The sequence below is a fragment of the Streptococcus mitis genome, from assembly GCF_047462815.1.
GTDB classification, from domain to species: Bacteria; Bacillota; Bacilli; order Lactobacillales; family Streptococcaceae; genus Streptococcus; species Streptococcus mitis_DO.
Genome location: NZ_JASHFB010000013.1, coordinates 30,476 through 46,957 on the forward strand (window position 1 = coordinate 30,476; position 16,482 = coordinate 46,957).

A 16,482-nucleotide genomic window follows, 5' to 3' on the forward strand; every position below is an offset into this window, starting at 1 on the left:
ACACCAACCTTTCTGCAACTATTATAGCATGTTTTATTGATAAAGCTTAAACAGAAAAGCTTTTTCCTCTTTTTCATTAAAATCGTGCAACTTTTTTCAGATACTTTTAAAAGATTGATTTCCTTATATTTTTCCTTTATACTGGATAAAAAGGAGAATAGTATGTCAGAAACAAATCACGAAATCGATTCAAATTTTGCAGGTCGTTTAAATATCCTGCGTGCTGGTGTTCTTGGTGCTAACGATGGGATTATTTCCATTGCTGGTGTGGTTATTGGGGTTGCTAGTGCTACGAGCAATATCTGGATTATTTTTTTATCAGGTTTTGCAGCTATTTTGGCCGGTGCCTTTTCAATGGCTGGTGGAGAATATGTATCCGTTTCAACTCAAAAAGATACCGAGGAAGCAGCCGTTGCGCGTGAGAAACTCTTGCTAGACCAAGATATGGAACTAGCAAAAAAGTCTCTCTATGTAGCTTATATCCAAAATGGAGAATGTGAAACCTCTGCTCAACTCTTGACCAACAAGGCCTTTCTTAAAAATCCACTCAAGGCTCTGGTAGAGGAAAAATATGGGATAGAGTATGAAGAATTTACCACTCCTTGGCACGCTGCCATTTCTAGCTTTATTTCTTTTTTCCTTGGTAGCTTACCACCAATGCTGTCAGTGACCATTTTCCCAAGTGATTACCGCATCCCTGCTACTGTCCTTATCGTCGGTGTGGCCCTTCTTCTCACTGGTTACACTAGTGCCAAACTTGGAAAAGCCCCAACCAAAACAGCTATGATTCGGAACCTTGCTATTGGTCTCTTAACTATGGGAGTTACCTTCCTGCTCGGACAACTTTTCAGCATTTAAAATACAAGAAATACCTCGATGTTGAAGTGAGTCCACTGAAAAAATAGGTCTCTTACTTTTAATGAAATGAAAACCGAGGAATCTCTCGTTAATTTGAGCGAGTTCCTCGGTTATTTTGTATTTATTAAGGTCATAATTCGTTTCATATTGACCACGAAGATGGTTGTGGCTGCCTGTAACTCCATGTTGAAAAGACCCAATGCCCTTGCGACATCAAAGCCATGTCTCTGTTTTAGTTCGGCATTCTTCGCTTCGATTTTATAGCGATGTCTGGCCATTTCTTTAAAATACGGTGTTTCCTGAAATTTCTTCTGGAAAAGATGGTCGTTACTCTTAATGGTTATTGAATAAGTTTTAGACTTTGCCCCCTCCTTATAACCCCCTTCCTTGGAAAGGCAACTCTTGCACTTCTCAATGTCAAAGTAATGAGTGACAACTTGATTCTTATTTTGATATTTTTTTCCTGTCCTTGCTTTGCGAACAGCCATGTGTCCTTCTGGACAGACAAATAGCCCTGCATCTTTATTAAATTCAAACGCATCCTCTTCTTTACGGTAACCTTTTGAAACTGAAGGGTTCAGTTTTGACACCAAATGAATCTTTTCTTTGCGAGCTAGTTGAATGTTGTCCTTTCCTGAATAAGCCGCATCACCAATAATAGTCTCGATGTCCAGACTATTTTCCTTTGTTTTGGCATATAACTCAGATAAATATTTCCCATCGCTTTGTTCACCAGAAGTGACCACGCAAGCAGTAATAATCCGTTCATCCGTCATAGCGATATGACTTTTATATCCATAGAAAGAGGTGTCGGCTGTCTTATGTCCAAGCCTAGCCTCCTCTTTAACAGAAGCTTCCAAGTGTTCTAAGTCATCATCAACAGCTTCTTTTAGGTAATTGAACTTTTGAGAAACAGCCGGTAGAGCTAAGAGTTCCTCGTGTTTTTCAACCACAGCCATTAACTCCTCTGTATAGGTCAACTCTGCTTCGAGGTTATCTTCCTGAGGTTTCTTTGGAAATTCTATTTTGATATCTTCTGAATGTTGATAAATTGTTTTACGTAAAGCTTTTGAGCGCTCCCTAAGAATTTCTTGGGGCTTCTTATGATTATAATGAGCCTTGGTGTGAGTGGCATCCACAATGAGGATCTTACTCTTAATCAAGTTGTGTTCGAGTGCAATTTGAACAGACTTCTGAATCAATACATCAAGCAGATTGTCATCTTTAATTCTTAACTTTCTAAATTTTGTCAGAGAGGATGGTTCGATAACAGAATCCTCCGGAGCTAGACCAAGAAAAAATTTAAAGGCCATATCTGACAAGGAACGTCCCACCACATCGACATCCGATAACTTATAAATATCTTTTAACAAGAGATATTTAAACATCATAATCGGTGAATAAGCTTTACGCCCAAAATCGGGACGATAATTCTTTTCTAGTTCATCATAGATAAAGCTAAAATCACAGAGTTCAGTTAGCTGACGTAAAAAGTGGGTTTTAGGAACCACGATATCATACAAACTAGAATAAGGACTGACATCCATAGTTAACTGATTATCAAGCATTATTTCACCTCATCTCTAGTATAACAAAAAAGCCATCAATTTAATGACTTTTTCAGTAGGCTCTGTTGAAGTCGAGGTATCTTTTTTTACATTTGTACAATCTTGCGATAGCTTCTAGAAGTAATCATGAAAATCAGCACATAGGCGATGAAGAAGATAGCGCAGATAGACAAGGTTACAGTCAACATCATATTCGTATCTATTACACCAATCACTTTTAAAATCAGACTAAGCATATGGTAGGCAAAGGCTAGATGTATGAAGGCAAAAAGCAAAGGAAGGAAGAAAACAGTTAAAACCTGTTTGTTAATGGTTTGCTTGATTTGCTTTTGATCTAAACCAACTTTCTGCAAGATAATAAAGCGCTCACGGTCTTCGTAGCCTTCAGAAATTTGTTTGTAGTAGATGACCAGAACGGTTCCGACCATAAAGATAATAGATAGGAAAATACCGATAAAGAAGACACCACCAAAGAGGGCACTCATCTGAGTACTAGCATCTGATAGATTACTACCGTAAACATAGCTACCTTCCGTGTTTAATTGAGCATTAAACTGATCGAGGTATTTATCATACTCGTCAGCGACCTTGAGTTGTTCTTCTTCGCTGGCATTTACATTCATGCCACCGTAAAACTGATTATAGATAGCCGAAGCTGGGAATTGATCCAAAAAGGCTTGTAAATCAGGTACAACAAGATAATTGTAATCAGCAGTCAAAATATTAAACTGATTTGGAACGTGGTTGACAATAAAATCTTTAGTAAATTCTTCTTTGACAGAAAATTGATGATCATTCAGAATTAGAGTTTTCTGTTCTTTAACTCCCTCATTCTTGGCAAAGAGTCCGACCTCATTTCCTGATAGAGACAGTTTTTGACCAGTCATATTTTCATAATCTTTTTGGTCAAATACCATGAAAACTGTTGTGGGTTGGACACGATTTTGTCCTTTTTCAAAAAGGGTTAACTTATTTCCTTCTTGGTTCGCAACACCGAAGTAAGTGTAACGAAACACTTCTTTTTCTTTAATCTTATAACCTTTGTCACTTGCAAACTGGCTCAAGAGTTTGTCCAAGTCTTCTTTTTCAACATTTTGCCCTGAAACTCCAAAATCATGAGGATTTAGAACTTTTTTAAAGGATTCTGCGGAATTGAAAATGCTTGTCGCTGCTGACATGGTTACCAAAACCATTGTTGACAAGATAGCGATGGTTGCTAGTCCAACTGCATTTTTCTTCATACGGAAAATCAAGTTGGAAACAGAGATGAGGTTATTTGGTTGGTAATAGTATTTCTTATTTTTCTTTAAGATTTGAAGGAAAACGGTAATCCCTGCATTGAACAAAAGATAAGTACCAAAGATAACCAGCAAAACAGCTAGGAAGAAGGTTGTTAAGGCTGTAAGAGGATCTTTTACCGTAAGGGCAAGATAATAGCCAATCCCTAAACTAATCGAACCAAGAATCGTTTGGAGAGGTAGGAAACGACCTTTTTTCTCACCACTAGCTTTCTCACGTGAGAGCTGGAGGGCATTCATACGGGCGATTCGAAGGGCATTCAGGAACATGAGGCCTAGGAAAATCAAACCGAAGACAACAAGTACTGCAATGACAACATTCATTTGGAAGGTAGCGACTAGTTCTACCTTTAATTTCATCAGTTTGAGTAGGAAAGCGAAAATTAACTTGTCAAACAAGGCTCCAATACCGATACCCGCTCCAACAGTTAGAATCCCAAATACCACTAACTCCTTAAAGGTCATACTGATAAGATGACGCTTCTCCAAGCCCAACATGCCATAAATTCCTAGTTCCTTGGAACGGTTCTTCATGACAAAACTATTGGCATAAAGGACGATAATGGCTGACGCAAGGGTGACGACAAACATACCAAATCCAAGAGTAGCTTGAATGGTTGATCCTCCACGGATTTCCGCAATCTTAGGATTAAAGGTTAGAGAGTAAAAGAGATAGGTGACAGTGACTGCCAAGAGAACAGCCAGCGCAAAAGGATAGTAGAGTTTGCGGTTTTTAATCAAGTTCGATACCGCTAACTTATTGGTTAATCGAAACATACTAATTCACCTCGCTTGCCATGACAGTCAAGGTATCAGAGATTTCTTGGAACATCTGACGCTCTGTCTTCTCTCCACGGTAGATTTGATTGTAAAGAATGCCGTCTTTGATAAAGAGTACACGTTTAGCTCTGCTAGCTGCTGCTGTTGAGTGGGTTACCATGAGAATGGTTTGGCCGCGCTCATTGATTTCATCAAAAACATCAAGTAAGGCTGCAGATGATTTGGAGTCAAGGGCCCCTGTTGGCTCATCCGCAAGGAGAATTTCAGGTTCTGTGATGATGGCGCGGGCTACTGCTACACGCTGTTTCTGACCACCAGAAATCTCGTAAGGGTATTTCTCTTGCAATTGGTTGATACCAAGATTCTCAGCTGTCACCACCAATTTCTTCATCATCTCCGTAATAGGTCTTCTTGACAAGACAAGCGGAAGCAAGATATTGTCCTTAACAGACAGAGTATCTAGCAAATTAAAGTCTTGGAAGACAAAGCCTAATTTTTCACGACGGAAGCTAGAAGCTTGTGAATTTTTAATGGTTGCTGTGTCAGTTCCATTTAAGTAAACCTGACCACGAGTTGGTTTATCCAGCATAGCTAGAATATTGAGAAGAGTTGATTTACCAGAACCAGACTCACCCATGATGGCAACGTAGTCACCTTTTTCCACGGTAAAGTGAATATCCTTGAGGGCCTCTACTTGGTTGCCCTGAAAACGAGTTTTATAAATTTTTTGAACGTGTTTTACATCTAAAAGTGTCATGAGAATCTCCTTTCTTAATATCCCATCAAATGAAATGTTGCTTGCATCATAGCGCATCCCAGCTGAACGCGCTCGATATCTTTGTGGCTTGGTTTTCTTGTTTTCTTATGTAAGATTTGTTTCATGATGTTACTCCTTTGTTCTTTATGAGTCTAGTTTACATCAAAAAAAGACCGCTTGCCATAACCTAACCTTACAAAAGAGACTTTAATCTTACATTTTTGTAAGATTGGGGGAAATGTAGCCATTTCATTAAAAATATTTTACCATAAAAAGAAAGTAAGAAGAAAACCCTTGCAGATACAAGGGTTCAAAAATTTTAAAATAGATTAGTCGAATTCATAGACTAACAGTAAAATAACTGTTTCTACCTCACCAAAACCAGCCTTCATTATCGTCAATGGCCTGGACTTCTTTGCGTTTGCGTGGGCCTGTTCCGTACATTTCTGCTTCGATTTCTTCCTTGGTAGGCATGATAGAAGCTAGGATGATATAGATAATCACGCCAAGTCCAAAGTTTGCAACTGTAAAAATGGCAAACAAGAAACGAACAAGGGTAACATCAAAGTTCCACTTATCTGACAGACCTGCCAGAACTCCTGAAATCATGCGATTTCGTCTCATTTTATAAAATTTACTGTTCATGATTTTTCCTCTTTCTGCTAGGTTAGACATAGTATATCACGGGTAGGCTCGGCTTTCATCAGTCCTCAGGCTGATTTATAAGTAGCAATTTACCTCTACAAAGTCCACAGCGATAGCGTTTGGTATCAATCTTTCGCTTTCGATGATACCTTTGCTGGCAGGATTGACAACGATAGAGTTTGGGTGGTTTAGAGTGGCTATTTGTCAAGGAGGGCACAAAGCGTAATCCATCCACTGCTTTCAACAGTTCCTTAAAATCCCGATCCTTGTGTTGATAGCCCTTCCCTTGAAAATAGAGGTGATAATGACAGAGTTCATGGCGGACAATTTTCCTAAAAACATCCAGACCGAGTTCCTGATAAACCTTGGGATTAAAATCCAAATGCCCATCTTTGGGGAAAAATCGCCCACCTGTCGAACGTAGACGCCTATTCCACTGAACATGATGGATAAAAGGTTTGCCGAAGTCTTCTAGTGAAACCTGCTTGACGTAATCAGTCAGTTTCATTTGGAGCGAGGAGCGACAGATTGACTTTTTCACGTTCAGTATCGATTTTCTTGACCCAAACGGTCACCAAATCTCCGACTGACACAACTTGACTAGGGTGTTTGATAAACTTGCGACTCATATGCGAAATGTGAATCAAGCCGTCTTCGTGAATTCCAATGTCAACGAAGGCACCAAAGTCAACTACATTACGCACCACACCCTCTAGCCTCTGACCAATCACTAGGTCTTTGATATCTAGGACATCTTGGCGGAGAACTGGAGCATCAAAGGAATCACGGAAATCTCGACCTGGTTTGAGAAGGTCTGCAATGATATCTTTAAGAGTTTCGGGACCAAGGTCTAGCTCTTGCGCCATATCTTTGACTGAAAGCGACTTGAGTTTGCCTTGGGCCTCTTCATTCAAGTCCTTGATATCCAAGCGTTTAAAGAGTTCCTTAACCGCAGTATAGTTCTCTGGGTGAACTCCAGTATTATCGAGGATATTGCTACTTTCAGGAATACGAAGGAAACCAGCAGCCTGTTCAAATGCTTTGGCTCCCAGACGAGGAACTTTCTTGATTTGGGCACGTGAAGTGATTTTTCCTTCTTCCTCACGGTATTTGACGATATTTTCAGAAATAGTTTTATTGAGTCCAGCTACGTGTGAAAGAAGAGCAGGACTGGCTGTATTGACATTGACACCGACTTGGTTTACCACTGTATCGACAACAAAGTCCAGACTCTCAGATAGTTTCTTCTGACTGACATCGTGTTGGTATTGACCGACACCGATTGACTTAGGATCGATTTTAACCAACTCTGCAAGAGGATCTTGCAAACGACGGGCGATAGAGATGGCTGAGCGTTTTTCAACAGTCAAGTCTGGAAACTCCTGACGGGCAAGTTCGCTGGCAGAATAGACCGAAGCACCACTTTCATTGACGATAACATAGCTGACTTCAGGAAAATCTTTAAGAACTTCCGCCACAAAGGCTTCACTTTCACGACTAGCAGTCCCGTTTCCGATGGCAATAATTTCTACACTGTATTGACCAATCAAGTCTGCCAAATCTTTCTTGGCTTCTTCGATTTGACGAGCAGAGGCTGGTTTGACAGGATAAATAACGTGAGTTGTCAGCATTTTCCCTGTTGCATCCACGACAGCTAGCTTGGCACCTGTACGAAAGGCAGGGTCAAATCCAAGAACCACGCGCCCTTTCAGCGGAGCAACCAAGAGAAGATTGCGCAGGTTGTCAGAAAAGAGTTGAATAGCACCTTCTTCTGCCTTTTCAGTTAATTCTGTCCGAATACGGCGCTCGATAGCAGGCAAAACTTTTTTCTTAACTGACTGTTGAACGACTTCATCAATATAGGTATTTTTCACCTTGAAACGAGCAGCAAAGAAAGCTAGAATACGGTCCGTCGCATGTTCAAAACCGACCTTCAAGACACCTAGCTTTTCCCCACGATTGAGAGCCAAGGTACGATAACCCTGCATGTTCCCAACTGTCTCAGAAAAATCATAATAAATCTGAAAAACCTGCTTTTCATCAAGACTTTCATCCTTGACTTGAGAAGTGAGTTTGGAGTGTCTCAGCACCTCCTGATAAGTTAGAGCGCGTAAATTGACATCTTCCGATAAGGCTTCGACCAAGATATCAACTGCACCAGCCAAGGTTTCCTTACCAGTCGCAAATCCTTCACAGACAAACTTTTCAGCCTCTTTCTCTAAGTCGGCTACATTCTGCAAAATCAAGCGAGCAAGAGGAGAGAGTCCAGCCTCACGAGCAATGGTTGCCTTGGTACGACGTTTTTCCTTGTAAGGAAGATAGAGTTCTTCAACGTCTGCTAATTTTTCGGCAGCTAAGATAGCTTCTTCCAACTCCTTGGTCAACTTGCCTTGTTCTTGAATTTTAGCTAAGACAGCTTCCTTACGGTCGTTGAGATTTGTCAGACTTTTATCCAAGTCAATAATGGCCTTAATCGCCACCTCATCCAGACTACCAGTCATGTCCTTACGATAACGCGCGATAAAGGGAATAGTTGCCCCTTCAGCTGTTAAAGACAAGACAGTATCAATTTGTTTTAAGGTCACACCCAAATCTTGGGAGATTTTTTCATATTTTTTATCCATGAATCTATTATACCACAAGCTAAACGTTTCAAATTAGCTCTTACAATTTTAAAACATAAGTTGGGAAATAAATTTACTTCATTTCAATATTCTATTCATTGAGAAGGTTGCAATTTAATTCTAATAGTTTACAAAAGAATCTATGAGTAATTTCACTGTTTTTATTTTTTACAAAACGCTTTATAAAACTCTTTGTTGAAGTTAACGAATCAATTTTCAGAGCAAATAAAAAATCGCAAGCCTGAGCCTGCGGTGGGGATAATCTTTTTTGAAATTTTTAAACAAAAAAGGAGCATTTAAGCCCCTCCTTTGAAATAACAGACATTTGGCTGGTCGGTGTACCCAGCATCTCAGATACCTTTTTCAAGGTGCGACAGGAACCTTTCTGCCCTCAAATGTCTTTCGTTAATGTTATTCTAGCACTATCTACTTTTTTTGTCAAGCTTTCTCAATCTACCAGACTTAATACGACTTTGTAACTTAAAATCTTGTAAGCGATACATGGTCGGAACATAAAAGAAATCTCCACTTTTATGTAACTTGATGGCAACAAGAACATTATCATCAAATCTTTTAACATATTCAAAACTAGCATCTTTCTCTCGTGGATTGACCCCGACGAAATCTGGGTTCCTTAGTATGAGTTCCAGATCTTCGATATGATGAATCACATCATTGTGATGACGTTTTATCATATGGCTTCTTAAACCGTCTTTGTTAACCTTGATATCACTGGCTTCAAAAACAATATCAAAAATTTCTTTTACTTCATCGGTAACCTGACCGATTGTTTCATGATCCATCATTCCCTCCGTTATTCCACAACTATTATATCACAATCATAGTGTATATTAGGATATATCAAGCTCTATTATTCGTTAGATCCTCAATTTTAACTTTTCCCTTTTCCTCAAAATAATAGTATAATAGAGGTAGAATTTAGAATCGAGGTACACCTATGGCTGTAAAATTTACAAAACGAGACGACTTGGACAAGATGTTTAAGGAGTTTGCGAAACTCCCTGATTTGAAACAAGTCACTTTCCCTGATGACAAAGAGAAAAAAGCCAAAGCAGAAAAGAAAAACTAGATGACTGCTTTCCAACAACTCCCTTCTAGTGTGCTTCAGACTGGAGCCATTTTTCTCTCCATTATCATTGAAGCCCTCCCCTTCGTTCTGATAGGAAGTGTTGTCTCAGGGCTGATTGAGGTCTATATCACACCTGACAAGGTTTATCATTTTCTCCCTCGAAATCGTTGGGGGAGAATCTTTTTTGGGACCTTTGTCGGGATGCTTTTCCCTTCTTGTGAATGTGGAATCGTCCCCATTATCAATCGTTTCCTGGAAAAGAAAGTTCCTAGTTACACGGCCGTTCCCTTTCTTGTGACTGCACCTGTTATCAATCCCATTGTTCTCTTTGCGACCTATTCTGCCTTTGGCAACTCATTCCACGTCGCCCTGTTACGAGCTCTGGGTTCCATTGTTGTGGCTGTGATACTTGGGATTTTTCTAGGATTTTTCTGGCAAGAACCGATTCAAAAAGAAAATCGTTTGGCCTGTCATGAGCACGATTTTTCTGATTTGAGTCCTACAAAAAAAGTTTTTCAGGTCTTTGTGCAGGCCATTGATGAGTTTTTTGATACGGGACGCTATTTGGTATTTGGCTGTCTCTTTGCCTCTATGATACAGGTCTATGTTCCAACTCGGATTCTGACCTCTATTAGTGCGACCCCTCTTTTTGCCATCCTGCTCTTGATGCTTTTGGCCTTTCTTCTTTCGCTCTGTAGTGAGGCGGATGCCTTTATCGGGGCTTCTCTTCTCTCAAGTTTCGGCTTGGCACCAGTTCTGGCCTTTCTCGTCATTGGCCCAATGCTGGATATCAAAAATATTCTCATGATGAAAAATTACTTGAAAGCACGATTTATCAGTCACTTCATTACGATTGTGACTCTCGCCGTCTTAGTTTATTCTCTCTTGATTGGAGTCATCCTATGATTAGATTTTTAGTTTTAGCTGGCTATTTTGAATTGACCATTTATCTCCATCTGTCGGGAAAATTAAACCAGTACATCAACATGCACTATTCCTATCTGGCCTATATTTCCATGGTGCTTTCCTTTATCTTGGCTATTGTTCAATTGTATATCTGGATGAAGCAAGTCAAAACCCACAGTCATCTGAACAGCCGATTAGCGAAGGTTACTAGTGTTGCTCTTCTGGCTATTCCTATTGTCGTCGGTTTAACTTTTCCAACTGTTAGCTTGGATTCCCAGACTGTTTCAGCAAAAGGCTACCATTTCCCCTTATCAGAAGGCACGGATCAAGCCATTCAGACAAGTGAAGGCACGACAAGCCAATATTTGAAACCAGATACCAGTTCTTATTTTTCAAAATCAGCCTATGAAAAGGAAATGCGAACTGCGGCGGATAAATACTTGTCCCAAGATAGTATTCAGATCACGAACGAAAACTATATGGAAGTCATGGAAGCTATCTACGACTATCCAGATGAGTTTGAGGGTAAGACAGTCCAGTTCACAGGCTTTGTCTACAATGATCCCAGTCATGCCAATAGCCAATTTCTATTCCGCTTCGGTATTATTCACTGTATCGCAGATTCTGGTGTCTATGGGTTGCTGACCAAGGGAAGTACCCGTCAATATGAAAACAACACTTGGATTTCAGCCAAAGGAAAACTGGTCAATCACTACCATAAAGAACTCAAACAAAATCTCCCAACCTTGGAAATCGATAGCTTTACCAAAGTCGATAAACCAGAGAATCCCTATGTGTATCGCGTGTTTTAAAAAGCAAACCAAGTTCATAAAAAACTCTAAGCAGGCAGAGCCTGATAACTCATGACAGAAAAAGAAGTTTATCTCATAATGAAAATGAACAATACCAATCCGTGATCTTTAATAGGGCTTTTCCTAGCCTGTATGTTAAACTGCATGAACAAGAGTCGTGAAATAACTCTAATATGCCTTGAGCATGAAAATATCTTACTAGTAGCCTCTTGTTCTATTGTTCAAATAGTTAACAGGAGGTTTTTATAATGGAAGTCATGATTGAAACGTGTTGTGGAATCGATGTCCACCAAAAGTCTATCGTTTGTTGTATTCTAGATGGTCTACTAGATAGCAATAAACCAAAGAAAATTCAGAAGAAATTTGGGACAACTACTGTAGCTCTTCACAATGCCTTAGATTGGATGGTGGAAAACCATGTCACACATGTCTTTTTTGAAAGTACTGGGCAATATTGGCTCCCTCTCTTTAATATCTTTTCAGATTCTAATCTCGTCTCGGTACTTGCCAATCCTCAACATATCAAGAATGTGCCTGGTCGAAAAACAGACATGAAAGATGCCGAATGGATTGCTCAACTCGGCCGTTGCGGACTAATTGAACCTTCCTATATCCCTGCTCCTGAAGTAGTACAGCTTCGTTTACTGACACGTCGCATGCGTTCTTACAAGCAGCGTCAAACTCAAGTCAAAAATGAAATTCATAATCTCTTACAACGGGCTAATATCAAGCTAACAAGTTATCTTTCTGATATTTTTTCTAAGACAGGGCGATCACTTTTAAAATTATTTATTAACGGAGAAAGCATCAATGTAGAATCTGTTATCCCTTGTATCCAAAAGCGAGTGAAAGCAAGTCCAGAAGAACTTGTTGAAGCGATGGAAGGAAAGTTGTCACTAGAAGATCGCTTCCTCTTAGACCAGAGCTTAGAGGAATATCAGATGTATCAGGAACTCATTGAAAAATTGACCGATGAGATTCAACACTACATCGAAAAGGAGTTTCCCTGAGGAAAATAGGATACTTCAAACCATTCCTGGTGTGAATGAAAACTGTGCTGCCACTATTCTAGCTGAGATTGGACTAACTGTTACAGCCTTTCCATCCGATGCACACTTAGCATCCTGGGCTGGACTATGCCCAGGATCTTATGAAAGTGCTGGCATTAAAAAATCCTCACACATCACGCAAGGAAATCGCTAAATAAAACAGGTTTTGACCATGTCGGGATTAATTGCAGCACATTCCAAGGATCCAGCTTTTTCTTCTTTTTACAATCGAATTTCCCAAAGAGGAAGCAAGATGAAAGCCGTCATTGCTTGTGCTCATAAGATTCTCAGAATCATTTACAAACTACTCTCCACCAAGCAGACTTATCAAAAAGAAAAGGCGCTAGGACTGAGGAAACAGTTCTAACGCCAAAACTAAAAAAATTTCAATTACAGTATAGCACAGGAAGTGATTTTTTGCGCTTTTTTACTGTCTTTTTTCAAATAAAAACACCTCAAAAGTTAGATTTTCTAGCTCTAACTTTTGAGGTGCGGCTCATTTATGTATGATAGTCTTTTGGTATTATTTCATCTATCTTTGTTAAAAGAAAGAATATTTATTATGAATTTGGGTCATCAAGACTACGGCCATGTAACCCTTTTTCACGTTGGACTTGACGTAGTTTCTCTGGTGTAACATCGTTTCCTTCTTCGTCCACAATTTTGATCCCTTCGATGTGGTGACGAACAGTGCGACGATAACCTTCGATGTACTCCTCACGTAGTTTGGCTTGTTCTACTTTTTCTTCTGGGGTCAAGCCTTCTGTTTTTTTCTTTTTGGCAAGCTCGTTAATACGATCAATTTTTTTAGGATCCATGTTTCTCTCCTTTATGATAAGATTTAATCCGTTTAACAGATTTTATTTGGTATTGATTTGGTTAAAACGTGCAAGTTTAGCTGCTTTTTGAGTTAATTGCGACAAGATTGCCAAACGATTTTGACGGACTGCTTCATTTTCAGCCATAACCATGGTATTCTCAAAGAATGCATCAATGACTGGGCTAAGCGCAAAGAGTTGTTTCAATTGCTGACTGGCAGTCCCTGACAAAACGAGTGATTCTACTGCTTCTGCCAAGGTTTTCTCTTCTTCATTCTCAAAGAGAGCTGAATCAACTGTAGCAACTCCTTCTGCCTTCTCAGCCAAGTTAAAGGCACGAGAAAGTGATTCAACAGATGGTTTGAAGTCTTCTTCCTTGCTTGCTTCTACGAGAGCACTTGCTGCTTCCAACATATCCGCCACAACAAAGTTCGAACTTGCAAGTACTGCTTCCTTGATATCTTTTGGAGTAGAACCCATCATCTTATCAACACGAGCCTTGATAAAGTCCATAACCTCCGTCTTATTTTCATAAGTCAAGCTGTCAAATTTCAAAGCATAAAGGCTATCAATCAGCTCATCCATAGCAATGTGCCAACCAAAAGCATCCAAGATACGAACCACACCTTGAGTTGCACGACGAAGAGCATAAGGGTCATTAGAACCTGATGGAATCAAGCCTACTGAGAAGAAACTCAAAATCGTATCCAATTTATCTGCAATAGCCAGCACTGCGCCGACCTTGCTCTCTGGAAGTTCTCCTTCAGCTGATGTAGGCATGTAGTGTTCACGAATAGCAGCTGCCACCGCTGGAGTTTCCCCAGCAAGAAGGGCATATTTTTCACCCATAATTCCTTGGAGTTCGTCAAACTCACCAACCATACCTGTCAACAAGTCAAACTTGTAAATGGCTGCTGCTCTGGCTAGGTCAATTGTTTCATCCGCTGACAAATCAGCCTTTTCTGCCAAGAGAATAGCAATCTGACCCGTACGAATCATGTGTTCACGAAGGGAACCAATCTTCTCATGGAAGGTTACATTGTTTAATTTTTCAACAAGATCTGAAATCACTAATTTTTGATCTTCACGCCAGAAGAATTCACCGTCTTCCAAGCGGGCTACCAAGACTTTTTCATTTCCTTTGATGACATTTTCCAAATGCTCTGCGTTTCCGTTACGAACAGAAATGAAGTTTGGCAAGAGTTTTCCATCTTGATCACGGACAACAAAGTAACGTTGGTGTTCCTTCATCGAAGTCACCAAAACTTCTTCTGGAACTTCAAGGTATTTGGCATCAAAACTTCCCATAAAGGCAGTTGGGTATTCAACCAAGTTCAAGACTTCATTAAGCAAGTCCGCATCAATTTCGATATGTACACCGTGCTCAGCTTCGATTGCCTTAATTTGGTCAACAATCATTTGCTCACGTTCACGTGGATCTGCGATTACAAACTGCTTACGAAGATCTTCTTCATAGCTCAATGCTGACTGAATCTTAGTTTCTTGTCCCAAGAAACGATGACCACGGCTCACACGATCACCCTTAATATCAAGGAAATCCAAGTCAAACTCTTCTTCATCTAAAAGAACAGTCAAAGTGTGAACAGGGCGGATGTATTCAAAGGTGTTGTTAGCCCAGTGCATGCTGACAGGGAAAGTCAGTGACTTCAAGACATCCACAACACCTGGAACAATGGCTTCAACTGCTTGACCAATTTCTTCCTTAGTGACATAGACATATTCTTCACCCTTGATTTCACGGAATTCGATATCTTCAACAGTCAATCCTTTTCCACGAACAAATCCTTGAGCTGCTTTGGTGAAGTTTCCATCACTATCCAAGGCAATTTTCTTTGCTGGACCCTTAAAATCTTCTGTCAAATCAGACTGTTTGTCTGCAAGACCAGTCACACGAACAGCCAAACGACGTGGTGTTGAGAAGGTTTGAATGGCTTCAAAAGACAGGCGGTTTTCCTTGAGGAAGGCTGCCATTTTTTCGCCCAGTTGTTTTTCACTTGGTGTGACAACATAGGCCGGTAATTCTTCAAGACCGAGTTCTACTAATAAGTTTTTTGTCATGTTTTTTCCTTTACATTTTCTTCAATCTTTTTTGATATGCACCTTAGGTACTGGGGACGTCGCTAACTAACTTTGTGAGTCTGTATGGAAATCTAATACTAAATTGATTAAGATTTCCAACAGTCTCATCAAAGTGGATTTAGCTGACTGATTTTTGAACCCAAGGTTTCAAAAATCCCCACATAACAGTACGGCGGTGCATATTCCTCTAGCAAGTCTTTGACTTGCCTTTAACGATTTTAGAGCACAGTATTACTCACTATTCTGCGTCTTCTGCTAAGAGTTTAGCTCGTGTTGCTTCATCTAAAAGTGGGTAGCCTAGACGTTTGCGCTCTGCGACAAAGGTTTTGGCTACAACACGGGCCAAGTTACGGATACGTGCAATATAGCCTGCGCGCTCTGTTACAGATACAGCACCACGCGCATCAAGCAGGTTAAAGGTGTGTGAACATTTGAGAACATAGTCATAGGCAGGGTGCACCAATCCTTCTTCCAAGGCACGACCAGCTTCTTTTTCAAACTTATCAAAGTTTTCCAGCAACATTTCTTGATCTGAAATTTCAAATGAATATTTTGAGTGCTCATACTCAGGCTGGATAAAGATTTCTCCGTATTTTACACCATCGGCCCACTCAATATCATAGACAGAATCTACTTCTTGGATGTAAGAAGCCAAACGCTCCAAACCATAGGTAACTTCCGCAGTCACAGGGCCAGTTGCCAATCCACCAACTTGTTGGAAATAAGTGAACTGAGTGATTTCCATCCCATCAAGCCAAACTTCCCAACCAAGACCAGCTGAACCAGTTGATGGGTTTTCCCAGTTGTCCTCAACAAAACGAATATCGTGTTCCAAAGGATTGATTCCCAATTTTTCCAAAGACTCAAGGTAAAGTTCTTGGATGTTTGATGGAGATGGCTTCATGACCACCTGGAATTGGTGGTGTTGGTAAAGACGGTTAGGGTTTTCCCCGTAACGACCGTCAGCAGGACGACGTGATGGCTCTACATAAGCCGCATTCCATGGCTCAGGTCCGATAGCACGAAGGAAAGTGTAAGGACTCATCGTTCCCGCACCTTTTTCATTATCATAAGCCTGCATAAGCATACAACCTTGGTCATTCCAAAATTGTTGCAAAGTAAGGATGATTTCCTGGAAAGTCAATTTTTTAGACATTGTTTACTCCTTTAATTTACA

16 protein-coding genes are annotated in these 16,482 nt (G+C 40.2%); 6 read left to right on the forward strand and 10 right to left on the reverse strand.

Annotated elements, in window-relative coordinates:
• Window positions 1–162: 162 nt before the first annotated feature.
• Entirely contained in the window at window positions 163–858 is a 696-nt protein-coding gene (locus tag QM865_RS07770; RefSeq protein WP_414306384.1) for a VIT family protein, read from the forward strand.
• Window positions 859–968: 110 nt separating this feature from the next.
• On the opposite strand, the gene QM865_RS07775 is transcribed toward QM865_RS07770, so the two are convergent.
• From QM865_RS07775 to QM865_RS07805, 7 genes are all read right to left on the reverse strand, one after another.
• Window positions 969–2,426 (reverse strand): IS1182 family transposase, encoded by a 1,458-nt coding sequence (locus tag QM865_RS07775; RefSeq protein WP_414306385.1) that lies wholly within the window; start codon window positions 2,424–2,426, stop codon window positions 969–971.
• Window positions 2,427–2,512: 86 nt separating this feature from the next.
• Entirely contained in the window at window positions 2,513–4,501 is a 1,989-nt protein-coding gene (locus tag QM865_RS07780; RefSeq protein WP_414306386.1) for an ABC transporter permease, read from the reverse strand.
• 1 nt (window position 4,502) lies between these two features.
• Window positions 4,503–5,261 (reverse strand): ABC transporter ATP-binding protein, encoded by a 759-nt coding sequence (locus QM865_RS07785; RefSeq protein ID WP_000173372.1) that lies wholly within the window; start codon window positions 5,259–5,261, stop codon window positions 4,503–4,505.
• Window positions 5,262–5,633: 372 nt separating this feature from the next.
• Window positions 5,634–5,906 (reverse strand): PspC domain-containing protein, encoded by a 273-nt coding sequence (locus QM865_RS07790; RefSeq protein WP_004254425.1) that lies wholly within the window; start codon window positions 5,904–5,906, stop codon window positions 5,634–5,636.
• A 58-nt stretch (window positions 5,907–5,964) separates the two neighbouring features.
• Window positions 5,965–6,414, reverse strand: coding sequence for a SprT family protein (locus QM865_RS07795; RefSeq protein WP_020902859.1), 450 nt, complete (start codon window positions 6,412–6,414; stop codon window positions 5,965–5,967).
• Complete coding sequence (locus tag QM865_RS07800; RefSeq protein WP_414306387.1) at window positions 6,401–8,530, reverse strand: Tex family protein; 2,130 nt, start codon at window positions 8,528–8,530, stop codon at window positions 6,401–6,403. Before QM865_RS07800 ends, QM865_RS07795 begins: the two co-directional genes overlap by 14 nt.
• A 422-nt stretch (window positions 8,531–8,952) precedes the next feature.
• Window positions 8,953–9,333: a PBECR2 nuclease fold domain-containing protein gene (locus QM865_RS07805; protein ID WP_414306388.1), complete on the reverse strand. Its 381-nt coding sequence runs from the start codon at window positions 9,331–9,333 to the stop codon at window positions 8,953–8,955.
• Between the two features lie 155 nt (window positions 9,334–9,488).
• On the opposite strand from QM865_RS07805, the gene QM865_RS07810 reads away from it, so the two are divergent.
• The 5 genes from QM865_RS07810 to QM865_RS07830 all read left to right on the forward strand — a co-directional run bounded on the left by QM865_RS07810 (window position 9,489) and on the right by QM865_RS07830 (window position 12,541).
• Window positions 9,489–9,620, forward strand: a complete 132-nt coding sequence (locus QM865_RS07810; RefSeq protein ID WP_414306389.1) for an SPJ_0845 family protein — start codon at window positions 9,489–9,491, stop codon at window positions 9,618–9,620.
• Entirely contained in the window at window positions 9,621–10,526 is a 906-nt protein-coding gene (locus QM865_RS07815; RefSeq protein WP_414306390.1) for a permease, read from the forward strand.
• The gene (locus QM865_RS07820; RefSeq protein ID WP_261106204.1) at window positions 10,523–11,338 is read left to right on the forward strand and encodes a TIGR03943 family putative permease subunit; all 816 of its coding nucleotides are present in this window, start codon (window positions 10,523–10,525) and stop codon (window positions 11,336–11,338) included. The genes QM865_RS07815 and QM865_RS07820 overlap by 4 nt, the downstream gene beginning before the upstream one ends.
• A gap of 248 nt (window positions 11,339–11,586) precedes the next feature.
• The gene (locus QM865_RS07825) at window positions 11,587–12,348 is read left to right on the forward strand and encodes an IS110 family transposase (protein ID WP_414306391.1); all 762 of its coding nucleotides are present in this window, start codon (window positions 11,587–11,589) and stop codon (window positions 12,346–12,348) included.
• On the forward strand, window positions 12,311–12,541 hold the full coding sequence (locus tag QM865_RS07830) for a transposase (RefSeq protein ID WP_414306392.1): 231 nt from the start codon (window positions 12,311–12,313) through the stop codon (window positions 12,539–12,541). The genes QM865_RS07825 and QM865_RS07830 overlap by 38 nt, the downstream gene beginning before the upstream one ends.
• 406 nt (window positions 12,542–12,947) lie before the next feature.
• Here the strand turns inward: QM865_RS07830 and QM865_RS07835 are convergent, their stop codons facing one another.
• The 3 genes from QM865_RS07835 to glyQ form a co-directional block, all read right to left on the reverse strand.
• Complete coding sequence (locus QM865_RS07835) at window positions 12,948–13,205, reverse strand: DUF896 family protein (protein WP_000371299.1); 258 nt, start codon at window positions 13,203–13,205, stop codon at window positions 12,948–12,950.
• Window positions 13,206–13,247: 42 nt separating this feature from the next.
• On the reverse strand, window positions 13,248–15,284 hold the full coding sequence (gene glyS, locus QM865_RS07840) for a glycine--tRNA ligase subunit beta (protein ID WP_414306393.1): 2,037 nt from the start codon (window positions 15,282–15,284) through the stop codon (window positions 13,248–13,250).
• Window positions 15,285–15,543: 259 nt separating this feature from the next.
• Entirely contained in the window at window positions 15,544–16,461 is a 918-nt protein-coding gene (glyQ, locus tag QM865_RS07845) for a glycine--tRNA ligase subunit alpha (RefSeq protein WP_000038733.1), read from the reverse strand.
• Between the last annotated feature and the right edge of the window lie 21 nt (window positions 16,462–16,482).

Bases quoted from the DNA above. Each gene is read 5' to 3' on its own strand.
- QM865_RS07810 (WP_414306389.1), top strand. From the start codon at position 9,489: ATGGCTGTAAAATTTACAAAACGAGACGACTTGGACAAGATGTTTAAG.
- QM865_RS07775 (WP_414306385.1), bottom strand. From the start codon at position 2,426: ATGCTTGATAATCAGTTAACTATGGATGTCAGTCCTTATTCTAGTTTG.
- QM865_RS07835 (WP_000371299.1), bottom strand. From the start codon at position 13,205: ATGGATCCTAAAAAAATTGATCGTATTAACGAGCTTGCCAAAAAGAAA.
- QM865_RS07770 (WP_414306384.1), top strand. From the start codon at position 163: ATGTCAGAAACAAATCACGAAATCGATTCAAATTTTGCAGGTCGTTTA.
- QM865_RS07805 (WP_414306388.1), bottom strand. From the start codon at position 9,333: ATGGATCATGAAACAATCGGTCAGGTTACCGATGAAGTAAAAGAAATT.
- glyQ (WP_000038733.1), bottom strand. From the start codon at position 16,461: ATGTCTAAAAAATTGACTTTCCAGGAAATCATCCTTACTTTGCAACAA.
- QM865_RS07815 (WP_414306390.1), top strand. From the start codon at position 9,621: ATGACTGCTTTCCAACAACTCCCTTCTAGTGTGCTTCAGACTGGAGCC.
- QM865_RS07825 (WP_414306391.1), top strand. From the start codon at position 11,587: ATGGAAGTCATGATTGAAACGTGTTGTGGAATCGATGTCCACCAAAAG.
- glyS (WP_414306393.1), bottom strand. From the start codon at position 15,284: ATGACAAAAAACTTATTAGTAGAACTCGGTCTTGAAGAATTACCGGCC.
- QM865_RS07790 (WP_004254425.1), bottom strand. From the start codon at position 5,906: ATGAACAGTAAATTTTATAAAATGAGACGAAATCGCATGATTTCAGGA.
- QM865_RS07780 (WP_414306386.1), bottom strand. From the start codon at position 4,501: ATGTTTCGATTAACCAATAAGTTAGCGGTATCGAACTTGATTAAAAAC.
- QM865_RS07785 (WP_000173372.1), bottom strand. From the start codon at position 5,261: ATGACACTTTTAGATGTAAAACACGTTCAAAAAATTTATAAAACTCGT.
- QM865_RS07830 (WP_414306392.1), top strand. From the start codon at position 12,311: ATGAGATTCAACACTACATCGAAAAGGAGTTTCCCTGAGGAAAATAGG.
- QM865_RS07795 (WP_020902859.1), bottom strand. From the start codon at position 6,414: ATGAAACTGACTGATTACGTCAAGCAGGTTTCACTAGAAGACTTCGGC.
- QM865_RS07800 (WP_414306387.1), bottom strand. From the start codon at position 8,530: ATGGATAAAAAATATGAAAAAATCTCCCAAGATTTGGGTGTGACCTTA.
- QM865_RS07820 (WP_261106204.1), top strand. From the start codon at position 10,523: ATGATTAGATTTTTAGTTTTAGCTGGCTATTTTGAATTGACCATTTAT.